Here is an 18122-nt window from a genome sequence, read left to right as displayed (position 1 = left end):
CGACCCAACCCGCCGGCTGCACGCGTACGCCCCCCCCCGGAACGCGCCGAAGGGCGGCTCCCCCGTAAGGAGGAGCCGCCCTTCGGTCGTGCTGACCGCGATGAAGCAGGTGGAGCAGGGCTCAGAAGCCCATGCCGCCCATGCCACCCATGTCGTCGCCACCGGGCATGGCCGGAGCGGCCTTCTCCGGCTTGTCGGCGATGACGGCCTCGGTCGTGAGGAAGAGCGCCGCGATCGAGGCTGCGTTCTGCAGCGCCGAGCGCGTCACCTTGACCGGGTCGATGATGCCGGCGGACAGCAGGTCGCCGTACTCACCGGTCGCGGCGTTCAGGCCGTGGCCCGCGTCGAGACCGCGCACCTTCTCCGCGACGACTCCACCCTCGAGACCGGCGTTGATCGCGATCTGCTTGAGCGGGGCCTCGGTCGCGACGCGCACGATGTTGGCGCCGGTCGCCTCGTCACCCTCGAGCGCGAGCTCCTCGAGCGCCTTGGCGGCCTGGATGAGCGCCACGCCACCACCGGCGACGATGCCCTCCTCGACGGCAGCCTTCGCGTTGCGGACGGCGTCCTCGATGCGGTGCTTGCGCTCCTTGAGCTCGACCTCGGTGGCCGCGCCCGCCTTGATCACGGCGACGCCGCCGGCGAGCTTGGCGAGGCGCTCCTGCAGCTTCTCGCGGTCGTAGTCGGAGTCCGACTTCTCGATCTCGGCCTTGATCTGGGCGATGCGGCCCTCGATCTGGCTGCGGTCGTCGGCGTCCTCGACGATGGTCGTCTCGTCCTTGGTGACGACGACCTTACGAGCCTTGCCGAGCAGGTCGAGGGTGGCGTTCTCGAGCTTGAGACCGACCTCCTCGGAGATGACCTGGCCACCGGTGAGGATGGCGATGTCGGTGAGCATGGCCTTGCGGCGGTCGCCGAAGCCCGGGGCCTTGACGGCGACGGACTTGAACGTGCCCTTGATCTTGTTGACGACGAGGGTCGCGAGGGCCTCACCCTCGATGTCCTCGGCGATGATCAGCAGCGGCTTGCCGGACTGCATGACCTTCTCGAGCAGCGGGACGAGGTCCTTGATGCTGCCGATCTTGCTGTTGGCCACGAGCACGTAGGCGTCGTCGAGGACGGCCTCCATGCGCTCGGTGTCGGTGACGAAGTAGGCGGAGATGTAGCCCTTGTCGAAGCGCATACCCTCCGTCATCTCCAGCTCGAGGCCCATGGTGTTGGAGTCCTCGACGGTGATGACGCCTTCCTTGCCGACCTTGTCCATCGCCTCGGCGATGAGACCGCCGATCTCCTCGTCGGCCGCCGAGATGCTGGCGGTCGAGGCGATCTGCTCCTTGGTCTCGATCTCCTTGGCCTGCTCGAGCAGACGGGCGGAGACGGCCTCGACGGCCTTCTCGATGCCGCGCTTGAGCGCCATCGGGTTGGCGCCGGCGGCCACGTTGCGCAGGCCTTCCTTCACCATCGCCTGGGCGAGCACGGTCGCCGTCGTCGTGCCGTCACCGGCGACGTCGTCGGTCTTCTTGGCGACCTCCTTGACGAGCTCCGCACCGATCTTCTCGTACGGGTCGTCGAGCTCGATCTCCTTGGCGATCGAGACGCCGTCGTTGGTGATCGTGGGGGCGCCCCACTTCTTCTCCAGGACGACGTTGCGGCCCTTCGGGCCGAGGGTCACGCGGACGGCGTCGGCGAGGATGTTCATGCCCCGCTCGAGGCCGCGGCGCGCCTCTTCGTCAAACGCAATGGTCTTGGCCATTCGGGTGGTTCCTCCCACGCGAATCGTTGGTGGTGGCCCGCATGACGCCCGCGACGGACGGGACCGGTCTCCCCAGCTTCATGTCGCTGCGAACCCAGCCCCTCGGCATACGGCCCATTTCTGTCACTCCCACCGGGAGAGTGCTAACGCCATTATTGGCACTCGCCGGGTGAGAGTGCAAACGTCTGCCAGCACGAGATGAGGGCGTATGCCGTCCGCCCGGCTCAGGCGCCCACAGCGGGGGCCAGCGCACCCGCGATGCGGGCGGCATACCCGGCGGACTCCTGCTCGGACGCGTACTTCGTCCGCGGCCAGAAGAACCCGCGCAGGCCGTCGCCCTTGGTGCGGGGCACGATGTGGACGTGCAGGTGCGGCACGGACTGGCTGACGACGTTGTTCATCGCGACGAACGTGCCCTGCGAGCCCAGGCCCTCGACGGCGGCGGCGGCGAGGCGCTGGGCGGCGCCGAGGAGGCCGGCGTGCAGCTCGGCCGGCAGGTCGAGCAGCGTGTCGACGTGGGTGCGCGGGACGAGCAGGACGTGGCCCTTGAAGACCGGCCGGCGGTCGAGGAAGCCGAGGAAGTCCGGCTCGTCGAGCACCACGTCGGCGGGCAGGTCACCGGCGACAATCGAGCAGAAGACGCAGTCCATGGGTGACAGGCTGCCATGCGCCGCCGCCTGCACCAGCGCGCCGGGGTCCGCCGGCGCGACCGGTCAGCTGCAGAAGACGAACAGGATGCAGTGGTGCTTCGTCTTGGTCGGCGTCGGCGTCGGGATCCCGGTCGGTGTCGCCGTGGGGCTGAGGAGCGGGGTGCTGTCCGTCGTCGGCGTGCTGCTGGGGGTGCTCACGGTGGGGGCCGTGGTGCTGGGCGTCCCGCTCGGGGTGGGAGTGGCACTGGTGGTCGACGTGCCGGAGGGGGCTGCGGGCGACGGTGTGGACGGCGCCGAGGAGGCCGGGGCCGGAGAGCTGCTGGCGGTGCCGTGACCGACCAGCGGGCGCGGCTGGGCGGTCGAAGGCCGGACCGGCGCGATCGGCGCGGCCGAGCCCGGCGCGGCTGAACTGGGCGCGCCGGAGGGCGTCCCTGCCGGCGTGCTGCTGGGGTCGGCCGTCGGGGCGAGGGACGTGCGGGCCTCGCTCCGGCTGGCGCGCTCGGCATCCGAGGCGGTCGCGCCCGGCTTCGTGGTCGCGGCGGTGGGGTCCCAGGGCTGGCTCACCGGGGCCTTGCCGGTGTCACTGCCGGCTGCCCACGAGGACCCGGCCACGGTGGCGGCAACACGGGAGCCGACGCCGGGCCAGTAGGCGATCGTCCCTGCGGTCAGGACGGCGACGCCTGCAACGCCGGCGATGACGACGTGCTGTCGGCGGCGCTCGGTGGGGTTCGTGGAGGGGCTGGTGTCGCTGGGCATGGCATCACACCGTAGGGGAAGAGCGGCGAAACCGCCCACTCGGCCGCTCGTCGGTACGGTGGCTGCATGCTCGGCAGCGCAGCGGTGCGAGACGTGGTTCACAGGTGGGCAGCACGGTGACTCCCCCGGTGACCCCTCCAGCCTCGCGCGGTTTCGTCGAGGTGGCCGACCGCGTCTTCCTCGCCCGCTACCCGCAGTGGGACGTGCAGGTCGGCCTCGTCCTCGGTCGTGACGGCGCGGTCGTGGTGGACACCCGCGCGAGCGACGTCCAGGGCCGCGAGGTGCTCGACGACGTCCGCCGGCTCGGGCGCGACATCGAGGTCCGGCACGTCGTCAACACCCACGTCCACTTCGACCACACCTTCGGCAACATCGCCTTCGACACCGCGACCGTCCATGCGCACGAGACCGTGGCGGCCACGCTCGAGGCTCGCGGCGAGCGGATCAAGCAGCTGCTGCGCGACGACCCCGCCGGTGCCCCGGAGTACGGCTACACCGAGGCCGACGCCCGAGGCGTGGTGGCCACGCCCCTGCGTCTCCCGGACCGGACGTTCGCGTCGAGCGCCACCATCGACCTCGGCGACCGCGTCGTGACGATGACGTATGCCGGTCGCGGCCACACCGAGGGCGACGTGGCCGTCGGTGTCGCCGACGCGGGCGTGCTGTTCCTCGGCGACCTCATCGAGGAGAGCGACCACCCGTCCCTCGGCGAGGACTCGTGGCCGCTCGAGTGGGCCGACACGCTGACCTCGCACCTGACCGCCGCGGGCGAGCCCGGCGTCGTCGTTCCCGGTCACGGCCGCCCCGTCGACGTCGCCTTCGCCGAGCGCCAGCGCGACGAGGTGGCTGCCGTGGCGGCGGTGCTGCGCGAGCGGCGGCTGGCCGGCATGGCGCTCGTCGACGCACTGCACGAGCCCGATGCGCGGCTGCCCTACCCGCTGGAACACCTCGGGACCGCCGTCCACCGCGTCTGGGCCCAGCTCGCGACACCCTCGCCAGCGGAGTGACGGCGCGGCGGTCCGCCGAGGCGGTCTGCCCAAACCGCCACGAGACGGGTCTTTCCGTCCGTAGCATCCGGGACACATCTCCCGTCGCCGAAGGGATCGTCCGGTGTCCGAGCCACGTCTGTCTCCCGCTGCACCGGTCGAGACCGGCCCTAGACGCCACCGGGACCCAGCACGTCCGAGGCTCTCGTGGTTCGCGCGTCGGAAGGTCGCTGCGCTCGACCGCGCATCGTCCCGGGTCCACGCCCGTCTCCTCGCACAGGTGGGTCGCGGCGAGCGCCCAGCCACCGCCACCGGCACGTCGGGTGGTCTGGTGGCCATCGCGCTTCTCGTCCTCGCGGCGTATGCCGCGTCATTCGTGCTGCTCGTCGTCGCGACCATCGCCTCGAAGAACGTCGTCGGCTGGTTCTTCGTCGTCCTCGCCTGGCTGATCGTGGTCGCGGTGGCACCGCGCCCCCACCGCCTCGAAGACGTGCACCCGTTGCCGGTCGAGGAGTTCCCGAGCGTGCACCACTACGTCACCACGGTGGCCGGGGCCGTGGGGACCCGCAAGCCGGACCTCGTCGCGGCCTCGACGGAGTTCAACGCCGGCGTCGCGCGGGTCGGCTGGGGACGACGTCAGGCGCTGGTCATCGGGCTCCCGCTCTGGACGCTGCTGACCGACGAGGAGCGGCTCGCGCTCATGGCGCACGAGATGGGTCACCTCCGGGGCCGTGACACCACGCTGGGCCACCTCGTCGGGCTGGCCCACCGGATCCTGCACCGGGCGGCGACCATCCTGACGCCGCTGCCGGCCGACGCGTACTCGGACTTCGTCGACTACCGCCGTGCGACCTCTGAGGCAGTCATGAACTCAGCCGCGTCCCTGGTCCTGCGCCTGCTCTCGGCCCCGCCCGTCCTCCTGCTCCTGCTCTTCGAGCGCCTCGCGGCGGTCGACTCCCAACGCCGGGAGTACCTCGCCGACCTCCGTGCCGCTGAGGTGGCCGGCACCGCCGCCATGGTCCGGCTGCTGGTCACGTTGGAGAACATGCCTGGTCTGCACACCCTGACCGCTGCAGCGGTCCGCCGGGGCGAGGACCCGTTCGCCGTTCTCGAGACGGTGCGCCTGCGTCCCGACCCGCTGCCCGAGCAGGTGGCCACGGCGCGTCGGCGCGCGCGTGAGCAGGATCTGCGCTGGGACGCCAGCCATCCCCGCGACGACCTGCGCCTGTCGCTCGTCGAGGCCCGCGCCTCCGAGCGAGGCGTGATGCCGACCGAGCTCGAGGACAGCACGGACGCCGAACTGTCCGCACTGCGTCCGGAGCTGCGGCGCCGGTTCGCCGTCGAGCTGACCGAGACCTACCTGCGCTGAGCCGCACCACCCCTCGCACCGGCGCCGGCGCCTGCGCCTGCGGGCGGGAGGGTGCGCGTCAGGGGCGCAGCGCCGAGGGGAAGGCGTCGGACCACGACCGCAGCACGGCTCCCCCGTCGGCCGAGCGGTCGACCGAGGTCGCCGCCAGTAGCGCATGGACGATGGCGCGGGCGACGCAGTCCGCACCGGCCTCCATCAGCATCGTCTGCTCCACCGGGTCCGGGGTGGGCCGCTCGCCGGTCGCAAGCGTGAAGAGGGTGTCACCGTCGAAGAGCGTGTGCACCGGCTTGAGCGCCCGCGCGTAGCCGTCGTGGCCGATGCCCGACATCTTCTGGCACTGCGCCTTCGTCAGCGAGGCGTCGGTCGCGATCACGCCGATGGTCGTGGCCAGCCCGGGCCGGCCGGCGTTCGCGGGCACGGCCTCGGCGGCCAGGCGCGAGGCCTCGACGTCGGCTGCACTCGGTCGCTCCACGTGCGCGAACTCGCCCCCGAGACCCAGGCCGACGGCATACGGCAGCCCCGTGGCGGCGTCGACCGCCGAGCCCACGGCGTTGACGGCGATCAGCGCGGCGACCGTGGTGCCCGAGTCGAGCACGACGCTCGCCGAGCCGATGCCGCCCTTGAACCCGCCCGCCTTCGCGCCCGTGCCGGCGCCGACGCATCCCTGCAACACGACCGACGAGGAGGCGCTGGCGTATGCCGCCCGCCCGTCCTCCGCGCCCGGGTGGTGGCGCCACGTTCCGCCGCGCCCGAGGTCGAAGAGGATGGCGGAGGGCACGATCGGCACGACGTGCCCGGGCAGGCCCATGGGCCAGCCGATCCCGTCGTCGAGCAACGCGCCCATGACCCCGTCGACCGCGGCCAGGCCGAGGGCCGAACCGCCGCCGAGGACCACGGCGTTGACGCGGTCGACGAGGTTGCGGGGGTCGAGCAGGTCGGTCTCGCGCGTGCCGGGACCGCCGCCGCGCACGTCGACCCCGGCGACGGCGCCGCCCTCGGGGGCCACCACCACGGTGACCCCGGTGAGCCACCCGGGCTCGTCGCGGGTGCAGTGGCCGACCCGCAGTCCGGCCACGTCGACGAGCGAGTTCGTCGGGCCGGGGACGATGCCCGTCATCGCGGTTCTCCGAGGTCGAACTCCATGAGCCGTCCGGGCGAGGTGAAGCCGAGGCGCTCGTAGAACTCCTGGGCCTGCTCGTCCGGGGCCTTGAGCCGGATCCACTTCACGTCGGTCGTGCGCGCCCACTCGATCATGGCCTCGGTGAGGGCCCGGCCGACGCCCCGGTCGCGGCAGCTGGGCGCCACGAATAGGCCGCCGACGTGCAGCCACGACACGTCCTGTCGGCCCGGCCACGGCAGCGCCCGGATGCGGCGGGTCTCGAGGATGCCGGCGTGCTCGCCCCGGCTCTCGGCGATCCACGTCGGGCGGTCGGGCCGCTCGGCCAGCCACGCGTCGACGAAGCGGTCGAGGTAGCCGGGCTCGGACGGCATACCGAGCTCGCGGGCGAACTGCAGGTGCAGGGCGGCGACGACGAGGGCGTCATCGGCCGACGCACGGCGGATCGTCACCTCGGCCATGAGGGAAGTGAACCACGCGGGAGGCGGCAGGTCCCGCAACCTCGGCGACGAGCGGACCGTCGGTCCGGCCGGCGGGACGGTTCAGACGTTGATGCCCAGGCGGCGGCTCGTGCGGGCGCGCTGGCGGCTGGCGCGCATCCGGCGCAGGCGCTTGATGAGCATGGGGTCGGCCTCGAGCGCGGCCGGGTTGTCGAGGAGGGCGTTGAGCACCTGGTAGTAGCGCGTGGAGCTCATGTCGAAGAGCTCCTTGATCGCCTGCTCCTTCGAGCCGGCGTACTTCCACCACTGGCGCTCGAACGCGAGGATCTCGAGGTCACGCGGGCTGAGTCCGTCCTCGGACTCGTGCTGGTGCGGCTGCGCCGTGGCGTGTTCTGTGCTCATGTCCCCGTCTCACCTGACGTGATGCTGCGTATGGCGTTGGCTCCGCTCATACCTTAGACCCAAATGACAAGCGTGTCATTCGACTGGCGTGGCGTGCCGGCGCCACTCATGGTAGTTCCGCTGCCACCCCTTCCCGACCTCAGGACATCGTGTCCAGGATGGCGTTGACGTCCTCCTTGGTGGTGTGCGGGTTGACGATCGCGAAGCGCGTCAGGGTCTCCCCGCGGAAGGTGGTCGGCACGACGAAGGCGAACTCCTCGGCGAGCAAGCGGTCGGTCCAGGCCTGGTAGTCCTCCGGTCCCCAGCCGAGGCGGCGGAACACCACGACCGACAGGTCCGGCTCGCGCACGGCCTCGAGGTAGTCGCGGCGGCCGATCTCCTCGGCCGCGAAGCGCGTCACCTCGAGCGTGCCCTCGATCGCCTCGACATAGGCGTCCGTGCCGTGCACGGCCAAGGAGTACCAGAGCGGCAGCCCACGGGCGCGGCGCGTCAGTCCGATCGAGTAGTCGGTCGGGTTCCACTCGGCGGACTTCGTGATGACGTCGAGGTAGCCGGCCTCCTGCGTGTGCGCGATCCGGGCCAGCTCAGGCTGGCGGTAGATGAGGGCGCAGCAGTCGAACGGCGCGAAGAGCCACTTGTGCGGGTCGACGATGAACGAGTCGGCGTGCTCGATGCCGTCGAAGAGCGGTCGCACGGAGGGCGCCGCGAGGCCCGCGCCGCCGTAGGCGCCGTCGACGTGCAGCCACAGGCCGTACTCGCGGCAGACCTCCGCGACGGAGGCGAGGTCGTCGACGACCCCGAAGTTCGTCGTGCCGGCCGTCGCGACGACGGCGAAGAACGTCTCGGGGCCGTACTCCTCCAGCGTCCTGCGCAGCTCGGGGCCGGTGAGGCGCAGCTTCTCGTCGACGGGCACGCCGCAGACCTCGGCGTCCATGACGGCGGCCATCGAGACGACGGAGGAGTGCGCGTTGTCGGTGGCGGCGATGCGCCAAGGGCGGGCGCCGGTGCCGACCTCCTTCGCGCGGGCACGGGCCGTATGCCGTGCCACCACGAGCGCCGACAGGTTGCCGACCGTGCCGCCGGGCACGAAGACGCCGCCCGCGGACTCCGGGAGGCCGGCGAGGTCGCTGACCCAGCGCAGCGCCTGGTTCTCGGCGTAGACCGCGCCGGCGCCCTCCATCCACGAGCCGCCGTAGATGGACGAGGCACCGACGACGACGTCGAAGGCCGCCGCCTCGCGGGTCGGCGCGCACGGGATGAAGGAGAGGTAGCGCGGGTGGTCGGTCGACAGGCAGGCGGGGGCGAGGGTGTGCTCGAAGAGCTCCATGGCCCGTGTCGACCCGAGGCCCTGCCGCGTGATGGTCTCGCCGGCCACCGCCTGCAGGTAGTCCTGCGTCTGCGCGCCGTCGAGCGGGATCGGGTCCATGAGCAGCCGCTCACGGGCGTAGTCGAGGACCTTGTCGACGGCGACGTGGTCGGTGTCCTTGTCGAAGCTGTGCACGCACAGATGCTAGGCCCTCCCCGCAGCCACCTCCGCCGCCTGCTGCACCCTCCCGACCGAACGCCGCGTTCGGTGTCGAACTCAGTGTTCGGGGGGCGCGTTCGCGACCGAACGCGGCGTTCGGTCCCGGGAGGCAAGGGGTAGCCGAGCAGGACAGGAGCCGCTCAGCGCGGCTCAGCCGTTACTCACCCGAGCAGGGTGCAGCGCAGCTCTGCGGCCGTGGTGACGACGGCTGTCGGCCGCACCTCGTGCAGCGCCTCCTCGCGGCCCGCGCCCCAGGTCACGGCGACGGTGTCCATGCCCGCGGCCTTGCCGGCGAGCACGTCGACGACCGCGTCACCGACGTAGACGGCCTTGTTGGAGCCGCACCCCATCCGCTCGAGCGCGAGCAGCAGCGGCGTCGGGTCGGGCTTGTGCCGTTCCGTGTCCTCCATGGCGACGAGCACCTCGACGTGCTCGCTCAGGCCCAGGATGTCCATCGCCTGCTGCGCCGACTCGCGCCGCTTGGACGTGGCGACACCGACGTGGATCCCGGCTGCGCGCAGGTCGGCGAGGACCTCGCGCACGCCGTCGTAGCTCCGGATGAGCCGCTCGGTGTTCTCGGCGTTCCACTTCAGGTAGGTCTCGTAGAGCTCGTCCGCGTGCTCCGGCGAGTGGTCACGGAAGGCGCCGATGAGCGGCCGGCCGATCCACGAGCGGATCACCGCCGGGTCCTCCTCGTGCCCCAGGATCGTGCGGAACGCGTACTGGTACGACTCGACGATGAGGTGGATCGTGTCGGCGAGCGTGCCGTCGAGGTCGAAGACGGCGGTGGACCAGCGGGGAGAAGTCACCGGCCGAGCCTAGGCCAGGGCCGGCTCGAGCCACCGGCCCCGTCTCATGACCCGGGTGGGCCTCGCCGCGTCATCGAGCACGAGCAGGTCCGCGCGCGACCCCGCTGCCAGCACGCCGCGGTCGGCCAGCCCGAGCGCGCGGGCGGGGGTGCGCGAGCCGGGGCGGACGGCATACGGCAGGGGAATGCCGGCGGTCACGGCGCGCGCGACGATGTCGGCGACGTGGCTGGTGCCGCCCGCGATGGACCCCGGTGCGCCGTCGGGCCCGGTGAGGCGGGCGGTGCCGTGCTGGACGACGACGGAGAGGCCACCGAGGACGTAGGCGCCATCGCCCACCCCCGCCGCGGCCATCGCATCCGAGACGAACGCAACGTGGTCGACGCCGACGAGGTCGAGCACGGTGCGCATCGTGTCGTCGGCGACGTGCACGCCGTCGGCGATGAGCTCGACCGTGACCTGGCCGCGCGCGGCCGAGCGCATCAGCGCCGCAACGGCGCCCGGGTTGCGGTGGTGGATGGGGTCCATGCCGTTGAAGAGGTGCGTGCCGAGGTCGGCTCCGGCGGCCACGGCCTCCTCGACCTGGCCGAAGGTGGCGGTCGTGTGGCCCACCGCGGCATGGATGCCGGCCGAGGTGAGCCAGCGGACGAGGTCGAGGCCGTTGGTGCGCTCGGGCGCGAGGGTGACCTGACGGATGTGGCCCCGGCCCAGCTCGATGAGCCGCTCGACCTCGGTGAGGGACGGGTCGCGCAGCAGCGTCGGGTCGTGGGCGCCGCAGCGTGCCTCGGCGAGCCACGGGCCCTCGAGGTGGATGCCGTCGACGAGGCCGTCGTCGGCGAGCTCGGCGAGCATCGCCACGCCCCGCTCGAGGTCGCGCGGGCTCATCGTGACGAGGCTCGCGAGCAGGCTCGTGGAACCGTGGGCGTGGTGGTGGGCGGCTGCCGCGGCCGCCGCGTCGTCGCGCAGGTCGGTGAAGGCGCTGCCGCCGCCGCCGTGGCAGTGGATGTCGACGTATGCCGGCACGATCGTGCCGCTCGCGCGCTCGGCGGCGTCGGCGCCGGGGGGCGGCTCGGTGCCGGGCGCGATCGGGGTGACCGCGGTGATGCGCTCGCCGTCGACCTGGACGAGCACGTCGGGCAGCAGGGTGTCGTCGACGAGGGCGGGTCCGCGCAGTGTGGGGTTCATCGGTGTCGATTCTGTCGCAACGGCGCGATGTAGCGTGTGCCCGTGCCCGCCCGACCCCTGCGCGACCTCGTCCACCCGACGTGGGTGCCGGCGCTCGAGCCCGTCGCCGACGACATCGCCGCCATGGGAGCCTTCCTGCGGGCCGAGGTGGCCGCCGGCCGCGGCTACCTGCCGGCCGGCGAGCACGTGCTGCGGGCCTTCTCACTGCCGTTGCCCGACGTCCGGGTGCTGGTCGTGGGTCAGGACCCCTACCCCACCCCCGGGCACCCGGTGGGGCTGAGCTTCAGCGTCGCGCCGGACGTGCGGCCGGTCCCCCGGTCGCTGCAGAACATCTATCAGGAGCTCGGCACCGACCTCGGGCTGCCGACGCCCGCGAACGGCGACCTGTCGCCGTGGTTCGAGCGCGGCGTCATGCTGCTCAACCGGGTGCTCACCGTGCGCCCGGGTGCGAGCGCCAGCCACCACGGCAAGGGCTGGGAGACCGTGACAGCGCAGGCGATCTCGGCGCTGGCGGCTCGTGGCGGCCCGCTCGTGGCGATCCTCTGGGGCCGGCAGGCGCAGTCGCTCGCGCCCATGCTCGGCGACGTGCCGCGCATCGAGTCGGCGCACCCGTCACCGTTGTCGGCGCGCTCGGGCTTCTTCGGCTCGCGGCCCTTCAGCCGCACCAACGACCTCCTCGCCCAGCAGGGCGCCCCACCCATCGACTGGAGCCTGACATGACCCAGCCCACCCCCGAGGTCTCCGGGCCCACGGTCTGGACCCGCTTCGTCGCGATCGGCGACTCCTTCACCGAGGGCATGTGCGACGACGACCCGAGCTTCGGCCACGACGGCGAGTTCGCTGGGTGGGCCGACCGGCTCGCCTCGCACCTGTCGGAGATCGCGCGCGGGCAGGGGCTCGACTTCGGCTACGCCAACCTCGCCGTCCGCGGTCGCAAGCTCGACGACGTCGTCGGCCCGCAGCTCGAGGACGCCCTGGCCCTGCAGCCCGACCTCGTCAGCATCGTCGGCGGCGGCAACGACATCCTGCGTCCCAAGGCCGACCTCGACGGGCTGGCCGCCCGGCTCGAGGCGGCCGTCGCCCGCATCCGGGCCACCGGTGCTGACGTCCTCATGGCCACGCCGGTCGACCCGGCCGACGCTCCGCTGGTCAAGGCGACGCGGGGGCGCGCGGCGATCCACTCGGCCAACATCTGGAGCATCGCCCGCCGCAACGGAGCCCACGTCATCGACCAGTGGGGCCTGCATGCGCTGCGCGACTGGCGGATGTGGAGCGAGGACCGCATCCACATGACGACCGAGGGCCACCGCCGCGTCGCGCTCGCCGCCCTCGAGGCGCTGGGACACACCCCGGCCGAGACCGACTGGGCGACGCCGCTCGAGCCGGCCCCGCCGATCGGCCGCCGCGAGGCGCTGCAGGCCAACGCCCAGTGGGCCAAGGAGTACGTCGGGCCCTGGGTGCACCGCCGCCTGACCGGCCGCTCCTCCGGCGACCACCGCCAGGCCAAGCGCCCCGACGTGACCCCGCTCGACCCGTCGTAGCCCCAACCACCCGCGTACGTATGCCGCGTGGCTGACCCCGCGACACGGCATACGCCCGCAGTGCCCGGGACAGATGACGGAGGTTCGCACTTGGCCGTGGCGCCGCTGAGCACGGAACTAAGGGGCTGGCCGCACGAAGGTCCGTCATCAGTCCCCGAAGCGAGGCCCTGTGGAGAACTCCGGCGCGCCCGGCCCGCGCCCGCCAACCTCGGATGGTGACCTCTACTCCCCCACGCCAACGCGCCAGACGTCGCTCCCCGGCCGACGTCGCAACCGCCGTACACCGCCTCGGCGGCATCTGCACCTGGCGCGAGCTGCGTCGAGCAGTCCCATGGCGGCTCATCGGTCGAGCCGTCGAATCCGGTCTCGTCACGGGCCCCGGCAACGGCGTCTACACCCTGCCGAACGCGGACGAGGCTCGTGTGGCAGCCTGCCGGATGACCAGAGTGGTGTCGCACCGCTCCGCTGCCCTGAGCTGGGGTTGGAAGGTCAAGACCTTGCCACCGCTGCCCGACGTCACCATCCCGCCCAACCGCAAGCTCCGCGACAGCGCCCGGGGGCTCGCAACGGTCCATCGGCGCAGACCCGCACCGGGCAGCGAGGCACCCGACGAGTGGGTCACGACACCGGTGCGCACCGTCATCGACTGCTGACTCGACCTCCCGTTCGACGAGGCGCTGTCGGTGTTCGACTCCGCGCTCCGGGCCGGGCTGCCGCGCCGAGCCGTCGTGGCCGCGGCGACTGCCCTCGGCCCCCGCCACCGAGCCCGAGTCCTCGCCGTGGAGCGTCACGCGACGGCGAAAAGCGCCAACCCGTTCGAGTCGGCGCTTCGCGCCATCGCGCTCGGTGTCGACGGCAGCGCCTGGGACCCGCAGCACCGCATTCGCTACGACGACTTCTACGCACGCGTGGACCTGGCCGATCCGGCGTTGGGCATCGTCCTCGAGGCCGACAGCTTCGAGTTCCACGGTGAGCGAGCGGCCCTGGGCCGGGACTGCGAGCGCTACGACGAGCTGATCTCGCGCGGGTGGCTGGTGCTGCGCTTCACGTGGGAGCAGGTCATGTTCCGGCCCGAGTGGGTGACCAGCGTCATCGATCGGACGGTTCGCCGACGCCGAGCCGAAGGAGCCGGAGCGGGCCCCTTCGCATTGGGATGGATGACGTACCTTCGCCGGCCAGAGGCGGCCGCCTGAGCGTGGCGGCGGCTTTGATGGCGGTGAACCTCCGTCATCAGTCCCGTCGCTGTGGGACCCCACGAGGACGTATGCCGTCCCGCTGGGTCAACAGGACGGCATACGTTCTCGGGTGGCGCGGGGTCAGACGGAGGCGGCGAAGGCCTTCTCGAAGATGTCGAGGCCCTCGGACAGCAGCTCGTCGCTGGCGGCGAGCGGCGGCAGGAAGCGGAAGACGTTGCCGTAGGTGCCGCAGGTCAGGGTCACGAGGCCCTCGGCGTGGCAGGCCTTGTTGACGGCGCCGGTCAGGGCGGCGTTGGGCGTCAGGTCGCCGGGGCCGTTGACGAGCTCGACGGCGAGCATGGCACCGCGCCCGCGGATGTCGCCGATCTGCGGGTACTTCTCGGCGAGCGCCTGCAGGCGCGGCACGAAGAGGGCCTCGACCTGCTTGGCGCGGCCGCAGAGGTCCTCCTCCTTCATCGTCTCGATGGCACCGAGCGCGGCGGCGCAGGCGATCGGGTTGCCGCCGTAGGTGCCGCCGAGGCCACCGCCGTGGATGGAGTCCATGACGTCGGCGCGGCCGGTGACACCGGCGAGCGGCAGGCCACCGGCGATGCCCTTGGCCGTGGTGATGAGGTCGGGCACGACGTCCTCGTGCTCGCTGGCGAACCAGTCGCCGGTGCGGCAGAAGCCGGACTGCACCTCGTCGGCGATGAAGAGGATGCCGTTGTCGGTGCACCACTCGGCGACCTGCTTGACGAAGCCCGGCGCCGGCACGATGAAGCCGCCCTCGCCCTGGATCGGCTCGAGCACGACGGCCGCGATGTTGTCCTCGCCGACCTGCGCGTGCACCTGGCCGACGAACGCGTCGAAGCTCTCCTTGGCGCAGTCGGCGGGGCCGCCCGGCCAGCGGAACGGGTAGCTCATCGGCGCGCGGTAGACCTCGCCGGCGAACGGGCCGAACTTGTGCTTGTAGGGCATGTTCTTGGCCGTCAGCGCCATGGTGAGGTTGGTGCGGCCGTGGTAGGCGTGGTCGAAGGCGACGACGGCGTTGCGGCCGGTGAAGTGGCGCGCGACCTTGACGGCGTTCTCGACGGCCTCGGCGCCGGAGTTGAACAGGGCCGTGCGCTTCTCGTGGTCACCGGGCGTCAGCTCGTTGAGCGCCTCGGCCACCTCGAGGTACTCCTCGTAGGGGGTCACCATGAAGCAGGTGTGGGTGAAGTCCTGCACCTGCTCGGTGACGCGCTCGACGACGCGCGGGGCGGCGTTGCCCACCGTCGTCACCGCGATGCCGGAGCCGAAGTCGATGAGCTGGTTGCCGTCGACGTCGACGAGGATGCCGCCGCCGGCGCGCTCGACGTAGACCGGCAGGCCGGTGGACACGCCGGCGGACACGGCCGCGGTCTTGCGGGCCTGGAGCGCGGCCGACTTGGGGCCGGGGATCGCGGTCTGCAGGAGCCGCTGCTGGGGGACGTTGCTCATGCTCGTCAGTATGCCGCCCCCCGGGGTCGCCGGGGAACCCGGGCCACCCGACGGCATACGTTCGCATTCCGCACCCGAACGCGGCGTTCGGTCGCGAACTCAGCGGTAGAGCGCGGAGTTCACGACCGAACGCGTCGTTCGGGTGCCACGGCGTGGGCTCAGGGCTCGAGGTCCTCGCCGAAGCGGCCCCGAGCCTCGGGAGGGATGAGCGGCTTGTCGGCACGCGCCGCGATCTGCTGGACCGCCCACGAGTTGCCGTCGGGGTCGGAGAAGCCGAAGAAGGTGCCCCCGTCGCGCGGGTCGATGACCTGGACCTCCGAGCACTCCACGCCCCGGGCGACGAGCTCCTCGCGGGCCGCCGTCGCGTCGGCGACGACGAGCTGGACGCCGTGCAGCGAGCCGGGCGCCATCGCGTTCTGGGCGGGCAGGCTCCCCACGACGATCGAGCAGCCCGAGCCCGGCGGCGTCAGCTGGGCGACGTGCATGTGCTCGTTCTCCGTGTCGTGGTCGAGGTGGAAGCCCACCTGGTCGCGGTAGAAGGCGATGGCGCGGTCCAGGTCGCTGACCGGCACGATGACGACCTCGAGCGTCCAGTCCACGGCGGTCAGCCCTGCGCCGGGGCGCTCGAGGGCGTCGCGGCGGCCGGCGCCACGAGCGCGTCGAGGCGGTCGTAGCCCTCGACCATCCCCTTCTCCATGCCGCTCGCCACCATCATGTCGCGCCCCTCGACGGTGCGACCGACGCTGCGGCCCTCGAGCCGACACCGCCCGTCGCCGAGGTCGACGAACCGCATGAACTCGATCGCCACCTCGTCGGGAGCGCCCTCGAACTCGAAGGTCTGGATGGCGATCTCGTTGTCGCGGACCGTGTGGAAGGTGCCGCGGAAGCCGTAGACGTTGTCACCGTCGCGGTGGGTGTAGTGGTAGCCACCGCCGGAGGTGAAGTCCCAGCGCTGGATCTGCATCTCGTAGCCGTGCGGTCCGAGCCACTGGCGGACGAGCTCGGGGTCACGGTGCGCGTTGAAGACGGCCTCGACCGGCGCGTCGAACTCGCGGGTGAAGTCGATCCACGGCACGCCGACGGGGATGTCGAGGGTGAGCTGGTTGGTCATGACTGGTGCTCCTTGTCGTTCTCTTTCGGTGTGAGTGCTGCGTTCGGTGCTGACGGATGAGGGGCCCCGGCCTGCGACGGGACCGCGGCGGTGCGTTCGAGGACTGCGTCGAGCGAGCGGAACTGCTGCTCGGCGACAAGGCGGTAGCGGTCGATCCAGGCCGTGAGCGCCTCGAGCCGGGCGGCCTCGAGGTGGACGGGTCGGCGCTGGGCGTCACGGCTGCGGCTCACCAGCCCGGCCGCCTCGAGCACCTGGATGTGCTTGCTGACGGCCTGCTTGCTGATCTCGAACGGCTCGGCGAGCTCGTTGACGGTGGCTGCCCCGCGGCTGAGCCGGGCCACGATGGCCCGGCGCACCGGGTCGGCCAGGGCCGCGAACGCGCGGTCGAGGTCTTCTGTCGCGGGGAGATTCATTGTCAACCAACTCCTTGATCAACTGATGTCTTGATTAAACGCCGCCCGCGCCGTCTCCGTCAACCCCTTTTGAACTCATCGGTCCATCCCGATCCGCCGACGCCGGCCGCGTGCCGCACATGCGGGTGTAATGTGCCATCCATGCCGCACCTGCGCATCACCGAGGCTGCCGCGCTGCTCGGCGTCTCCGACGACACCGTCCGCCGCATGGTCGACTCCGGGCGCCTGGACGGTGGCGCCGACGACGTCGGACGCCGCACGGTCGACGGCGCCCAGCTGGCTGCGGTCGCCCAGGAGCTCGCGCATCCGGCTGCGGTCGGCGCCATCGGGGGCGCGTCCGCCCGCAACCGGATGCGCGGCATCGTCACCGCCATCACCCGCGACACGGTGATGGCCAAGGTCGAGCTGCAGTGCGGCCCGTTCCGGATCGTGTCGCTGCTCTCGAGCGAGTCCGTGGACGACCTGGCCCTCGAAGTCGGCTCCGTCGCCGTCGCCAGCGTCAAGTCCACCCATGTCGTCGTGGAGATCCCGGCATGAGGACCCCCCGTGCGGTGCGCCGCCCCTCCGGCAGAAGCGCCCGGACCACCACCAACGCCACCACCACCGCCACCACTGTCACCACCGTGGCCCTCGCGGCCGTGCTGCTCGCGGCCTGCGGTGGCAACGGCAGCGCCGACAGCACCGACGGCGCCGCGAAGCCCGGAGCCGGCACCTCCGCGGACTCGCCGCAGGGCACCGTCACCGTGCTGGCCGCCGCGTCGCTCACCGAGTCGTTCGACAAGCTCGCCAAGGACTTCGAGGCGGCGCACCCCGGGGTCACCGTCCGCACCTCCTACGGCTCCAGCGCCACCCTCGTGCAGCAGGTCGACAACGGCGCGCCCGCCTCGGTGCTCGCCCTCGCCGGCACCGCTGCGGCCGCGCCGCTCGACAAGAGCCTGGCCAAGGACACCAGGACGTTCGCCTCGAACGTCCTCGAGATCGCCGTCCCCCCGGGCAACCCCGGCCACGTCACCTCGATCAGCGACCTCGCCAAGCCCACCGTCAAGGTCGTCACCTGCGCCGACACAGTCCCCTGCGGCAAGGCCGCCCAGGCCACGTTCGCCAAGGCCCGCATCGTTCCCAACGTCGTGAGCAAGGAGGTCGACGTCAAGGCGACGCTCGCCAAGGTCAAGCTCGCCGAGGCCGACGCAGCCGTGGTCTACCACTCCGACGTCGTCGCGGCGAAGGGGAGCGTCACGGGCGTCGCGATCCCCTCCCAGCTCAACACCCGGCTCGACTACCCCGTCGTCGCGCTGTCCGACGACGCCGCCACGAAGGCTTTCGTCGCCTACGTGCTCAGCGACGCTGGGCGGGCGACGGTGCAGTCCTTCGGCTTCGGCGCGCCCTGAACGCCGCCGCGCCGCCGCCGGGGAGA

At 72.1% G+C, this 18122-nt stretch carries 21 protein-coding genes; 8 read left to right on the top strand and 13 right to left on the bottom strand.

Features of this window, described 5'->3' with window-relative positions:
* Positions 1-121 precede the first annotated feature (121 nt).
* The 3 genes from groL to AB0316_RS18060 form a co-directional block, all read right to left on the bottom strand.
* On the bottom strand, positions 122-1753 hold the full coding sequence (gene groL / locus AB0316_RS18070) for a chaperonin GroEL (RefSeq protein WP_366274436.1): 1632 nt from the start codon (positions 1751-1753) through the stop codon (positions 122-124).
* Between the two features lie 224 nt (positions 1754-1977).
* Positions 1978-2403: an HIT family protein gene (locus AB0316_RS18065; RefSeq protein ID WP_366274435.1), complete on the bottom strand. Its 426-nt coding sequence runs from the start codon at positions 2401-2403 to the stop codon at positions 1978-1980.
* Between the two features lie 63 nt (positions 2404-2466).
* Positions 2467-3159, bottom strand: a complete 693-nt coding sequence (locus AB0316_RS18060; RefSeq protein ID WP_366274434.1) for a hypothetical protein — start codon at positions 3157-3159, stop codon at positions 2467-2469.
* 128 nt (positions 3160-3287) lie between these two features.
* Here AB0316_RS18060 and AB0316_RS18055 point away from each other — a divergent pair, with 128 nt between their 5' ends.
* A complete protein-coding gene (locus tag AB0316_RS18055) occupies positions 3288-4166 on the top strand; it encodes an MBL fold metallo-hydrolase (protein ID WP_366274433.1) in 879 nt (292 codons plus the stop codon).
* Positions 4167-4476: 310 nt separating this feature from the next.
* Positions 4477-5514: a M48 family metalloprotease gene (locus AB0316_RS18050; protein ID WP_366274432.1), complete on the top strand. Its 1038-nt coding sequence runs from the start codon at positions 4477-4479 to the stop codon at positions 5512-5514.
* Between the two features lie 58 nt (positions 5515-5572).
* Here the strand turns inward: AB0316_RS18050 and AB0316_RS18045 are convergent, their stop codons facing one another.
* From AB0316_RS18045 to AB0316_RS18020, 6 genes are all read right to left on the bottom strand, one after another.
* Positions 5573-6631, bottom strand: a complete 1059-nt coding sequence (locus tag AB0316_RS18045; RefSeq protein ID WP_366274431.1) for a P1 family peptidase — start codon at positions 6629-6631, stop codon at positions 5573-5575.
* Entirely contained in the window at positions 6628-7092 is a 465-nt protein-coding gene (locus AB0316_RS18040) for a GNAT family N-acetyltransferase (RefSeq protein ID WP_366274430.1), read from the bottom strand. The genes AB0316_RS18045 and AB0316_RS18040 overlap by 4 nt, the downstream gene beginning before the upstream one ends.
* 81 nt (positions 7093-7173) lie before the next feature.
* Positions 7174-7473 carry a DUF3263 domain-containing protein gene (locus tag AB0316_RS18035; protein ID WP_366274429.1) on the bottom strand — a complete coding sequence of 100 codons (300 nt, stop codon included), beginning with the start codon at positions 7471-7473 and terminating at the stop codon, positions 7174-7176.
* Between the two features lie 139 nt (positions 7474-7612).
* Positions 7613-8974 (bottom strand): pyridoxal-dependent decarboxylase, encoded by a 1362-nt coding sequence (locus tag AB0316_RS18030; protein WP_366274428.1) that lies wholly within the window; start codon positions 8972-8974, stop codon positions 7613-7615.
* Positions 8975-9159: 185 nt separating this feature from the next.
* Positions 9160-9807 (bottom strand): HAD-IIIA family hydrolase, encoded by a 648-nt coding sequence (locus tag AB0316_RS18025; protein ID WP_366274427.1) that lies wholly within the window; start codon positions 9805-9807, stop codon positions 9160-9162.
* Between the two features lie 9 nt (positions 9808-9816).
* On the bottom strand, positions 9817-10989 hold the full coding sequence (locus AB0316_RS18020) for an amidohydrolase family protein (protein WP_366274426.1): 1173 nt from the start codon (positions 10987-10989) through the stop codon (positions 9817-9819).
* Between the two features lie 42 nt (positions 10990-11031).
* Between AB0316_RS18020 and AB0316_RS18015 the strand changes: the two genes are divergently transcribed.
* The 4 genes from AB0316_RS18015 to AB0316_RS18000 all read left to right on the top strand — a co-directional run bounded on the left by AB0316_RS18015 (position 11032) and on the right by AB0316_RS18000 (position 13723).
* A complete protein-coding gene (locus AB0316_RS18015) occupies positions 11032-11709 on the top strand; it encodes a uracil-DNA glycosylase (protein ID WP_366274425.1) in 678 nt (225 codons plus the stop codon).
* Entirely contained in the window at positions 11706-12530 is an 825-nt protein-coding gene (locus AB0316_RS18010; RefSeq protein ID WP_366274424.1) for an SGNH/GDSL hydrolase family protein, read from the top strand. Before AB0316_RS18015 ends, AB0316_RS18010 begins: the two co-directional genes overlap by 4 nt.
* A 437-nt stretch (positions 12531-12967) precedes the next feature.
* A complete protein-coding gene (locus AB0316_RS18005) occupies positions 12968-13183 on the top strand; it encodes a hypothetical protein (protein WP_366274423.1) in 216 nt (71 codons plus the stop codon).
* 30 nt (positions 13184-13213) lie between these two features.
* A complete protein-coding gene (locus tag AB0316_RS18000) occupies positions 13214-13723 on the top strand; it encodes a DUF559 domain-containing protein (RefSeq protein ID WP_366274422.1) in 510 nt (169 codons plus the stop codon).
* 123 nt (positions 13724-13846) lie between these two features.
* Here AB0316_RS18000 and gabT read toward each other — a convergent pair whose 3' ends face one another.
* The 4 genes from gabT to AB0316_RS17980 form a co-directional block, all read right to left on the bottom strand.
* Positions 13847-15184, bottom strand: coding sequence for a 4-aminobutyrate--2-oxoglutarate transaminase (gene gabT / locus AB0316_RS17995; RefSeq protein ID WP_366274421.1), 1338 nt, complete (start codon positions 15182-15184; stop codon positions 13847-13849).
* 158 nt (positions 15185-15342) lie between these two features.
* A complete protein-coding gene (locus AB0316_RS17990; protein WP_366274420.1) occupies positions 15343-15783 on the bottom strand; it encodes a VOC family protein in 441 nt (146 codons plus the stop codon).
* Positions 15784-15788: 5 nt separating this feature from the next.
* On the bottom strand, positions 15789-16295 hold the full coding sequence (locus AB0316_RS17985; protein ID WP_366274419.1) for an SRPBCC family protein: 507 nt from the start codon (positions 16293-16295) through the stop codon (positions 15789-15791).
* Positions 16292-16708 carry a metalloregulator ArsR/SmtB family transcription factor gene (locus AB0316_RS17980; RefSeq protein ID WP_366274418.1) on the bottom strand — a complete coding sequence of 139 codons (417 nt, stop codon included), beginning with the start codon at positions 16706-16708 and terminating at the stop codon, positions 16292-16294. The genes AB0316_RS17985 and AB0316_RS17980 overlap by 4 nt, the downstream gene beginning before the upstream one ends.
* A gap of 141 nt (positions 16709-16849) precedes the next feature.
* Here AB0316_RS17980 and AB0316_RS17975 point away from each other — a divergent pair, with 141 nt between their 5' ends.
* Together AB0316_RS17975 and modA are read left to right on the top strand one after the other, a co-directional pair.
* A complete protein-coding gene (locus tag AB0316_RS17975) occupies positions 16850-17245 on the top strand; it encodes a TOBE domain-containing protein (RefSeq protein WP_366274417.1) in 396 nt (131 codons plus the stop codon).
* Entirely contained in the window at positions 17242-18096 is an 855-nt protein-coding gene (modA, locus tag AB0316_RS17970) for a molybdate ABC transporter substrate-binding protein (RefSeq protein WP_366274416.1), read from the top strand. Before AB0316_RS17975 ends, modA begins: the two co-directional genes overlap by 4 nt.
* The last annotated feature ends 26 nt before the right edge of the window (positions 18097-18122 follow it).

It is taken from the genome of Terrabacter sp. NPDC080008 (assembly GCF_040702505.1).
Taxonomy (GTDB): domain Bacteria; phylum Actinomycetota; class Actinomycetes; order Actinomycetales; family Dermatophilaceae; genus Terrabacter.
This window is presented reverse-complemented; position numbering and strand designations above follow the sequence as displayed.

What these genes read in the sequence shown, in the direction of transcription:
- groL (WP_366274436.1), bottom strand. Translation starts at nt 1,753, where the DNA reads ATGGCCAAGACCATTGCGTTTGACGAAGAGGCGCGCCGCGGCCTCGAG.
- AB0316_RS18065 (WP_366274435.1), bottom strand. Translation starts at nt 2,403, where the DNA reads ATGGACTGCGTCTTCTGCTCGATTGTCGCCGGTGACCTGCCCGCCGAC.
- AB0316_RS18060 (WP_366274434.1), bottom strand. Translation starts at nt 3,159, where the DNA reads ATGCCCAGCGACACCAGCCCCTCCACGAACCCCACCGAGCGCCGCCGA.
- AB0316_RS18045 (WP_366274431.1), bottom strand. Translation starts at nt 6,631, where the DNA reads ATGACGGGCATCGTCCCCGGCCCGACGAACTCGCTCGTCGACGTGGCC.
- AB0316_RS18040 (WP_366274430.1), bottom strand. Translation starts at nt 7,092, where the DNA reads ATGGCCGAGGTGACGATCCGCCGTGCGTCGGCCGATGACGCCCTCGTC.
- AB0316_RS18035 (WP_366274429.1), bottom strand. Translation starts at nt 7,473, where the DNA reads ATGAGCACAGAACACGCCACGGCGCAGCCGCACCAGCACGAGTCCGAG.
- AB0316_RS18020 (WP_366274426.1), bottom strand. Translation starts at nt 10,989, where the DNA reads ATGAACCCCACACTGCGCGGACCCGCCCTCGTCGACGACACCCTGCTG.
- AB0316_RS18010 (WP_366274424.1), top strand. Translation starts at nt 11,706, where the DNA reads ATGACCCAGCCCACCCCCGAGGTCTCCGGGCCCACGGTCTGGACCCGC.
- AB0316_RS18005 (WP_366274423.1), top strand. Translation starts at nt 12,968, where the DNA reads ATGACCAGAGTGGTGTCGCACCGCTCCGCTGCCCTGAGCTGGGGTTGG.
- gabT (WP_366274421.1), bottom strand. Translation starts at nt 15,184, where the DNA reads ATGAGCAACGTCCCCCAGCAGCGGCTCCTGCAGACCGCGATCCCCGGC.
- AB0316_RS17985 (WP_366274419.1), bottom strand. Translation starts at nt 16,295, where the DNA reads ATGACCAACCAGCTCACCCTCGACATCCCCGTCGGCGTGCCGTGGATC.
- AB0316_RS17980 (WP_366274418.1), bottom strand. Translation starts at nt 16,708, where the DNA reads ATGAATCTCCCCGCGACAGAAGACCTCGACCGCGCGTTCGCGGCCCTG.
- AB0316_RS17975 (WP_366274417.1), top strand. Translation starts at nt 16,850, where the DNA reads ATGCCGCACCTGCGCATCACCGAGGCTGCCGCGCTGCTCGGCGTCTCC.
- modA (WP_366274416.1), top strand. Translation starts at nt 17,242, where the DNA reads ATGAGGACCCCCCGTGCGGTGCGCCGCCCCTCCGGCAGAAGCGCCCGG.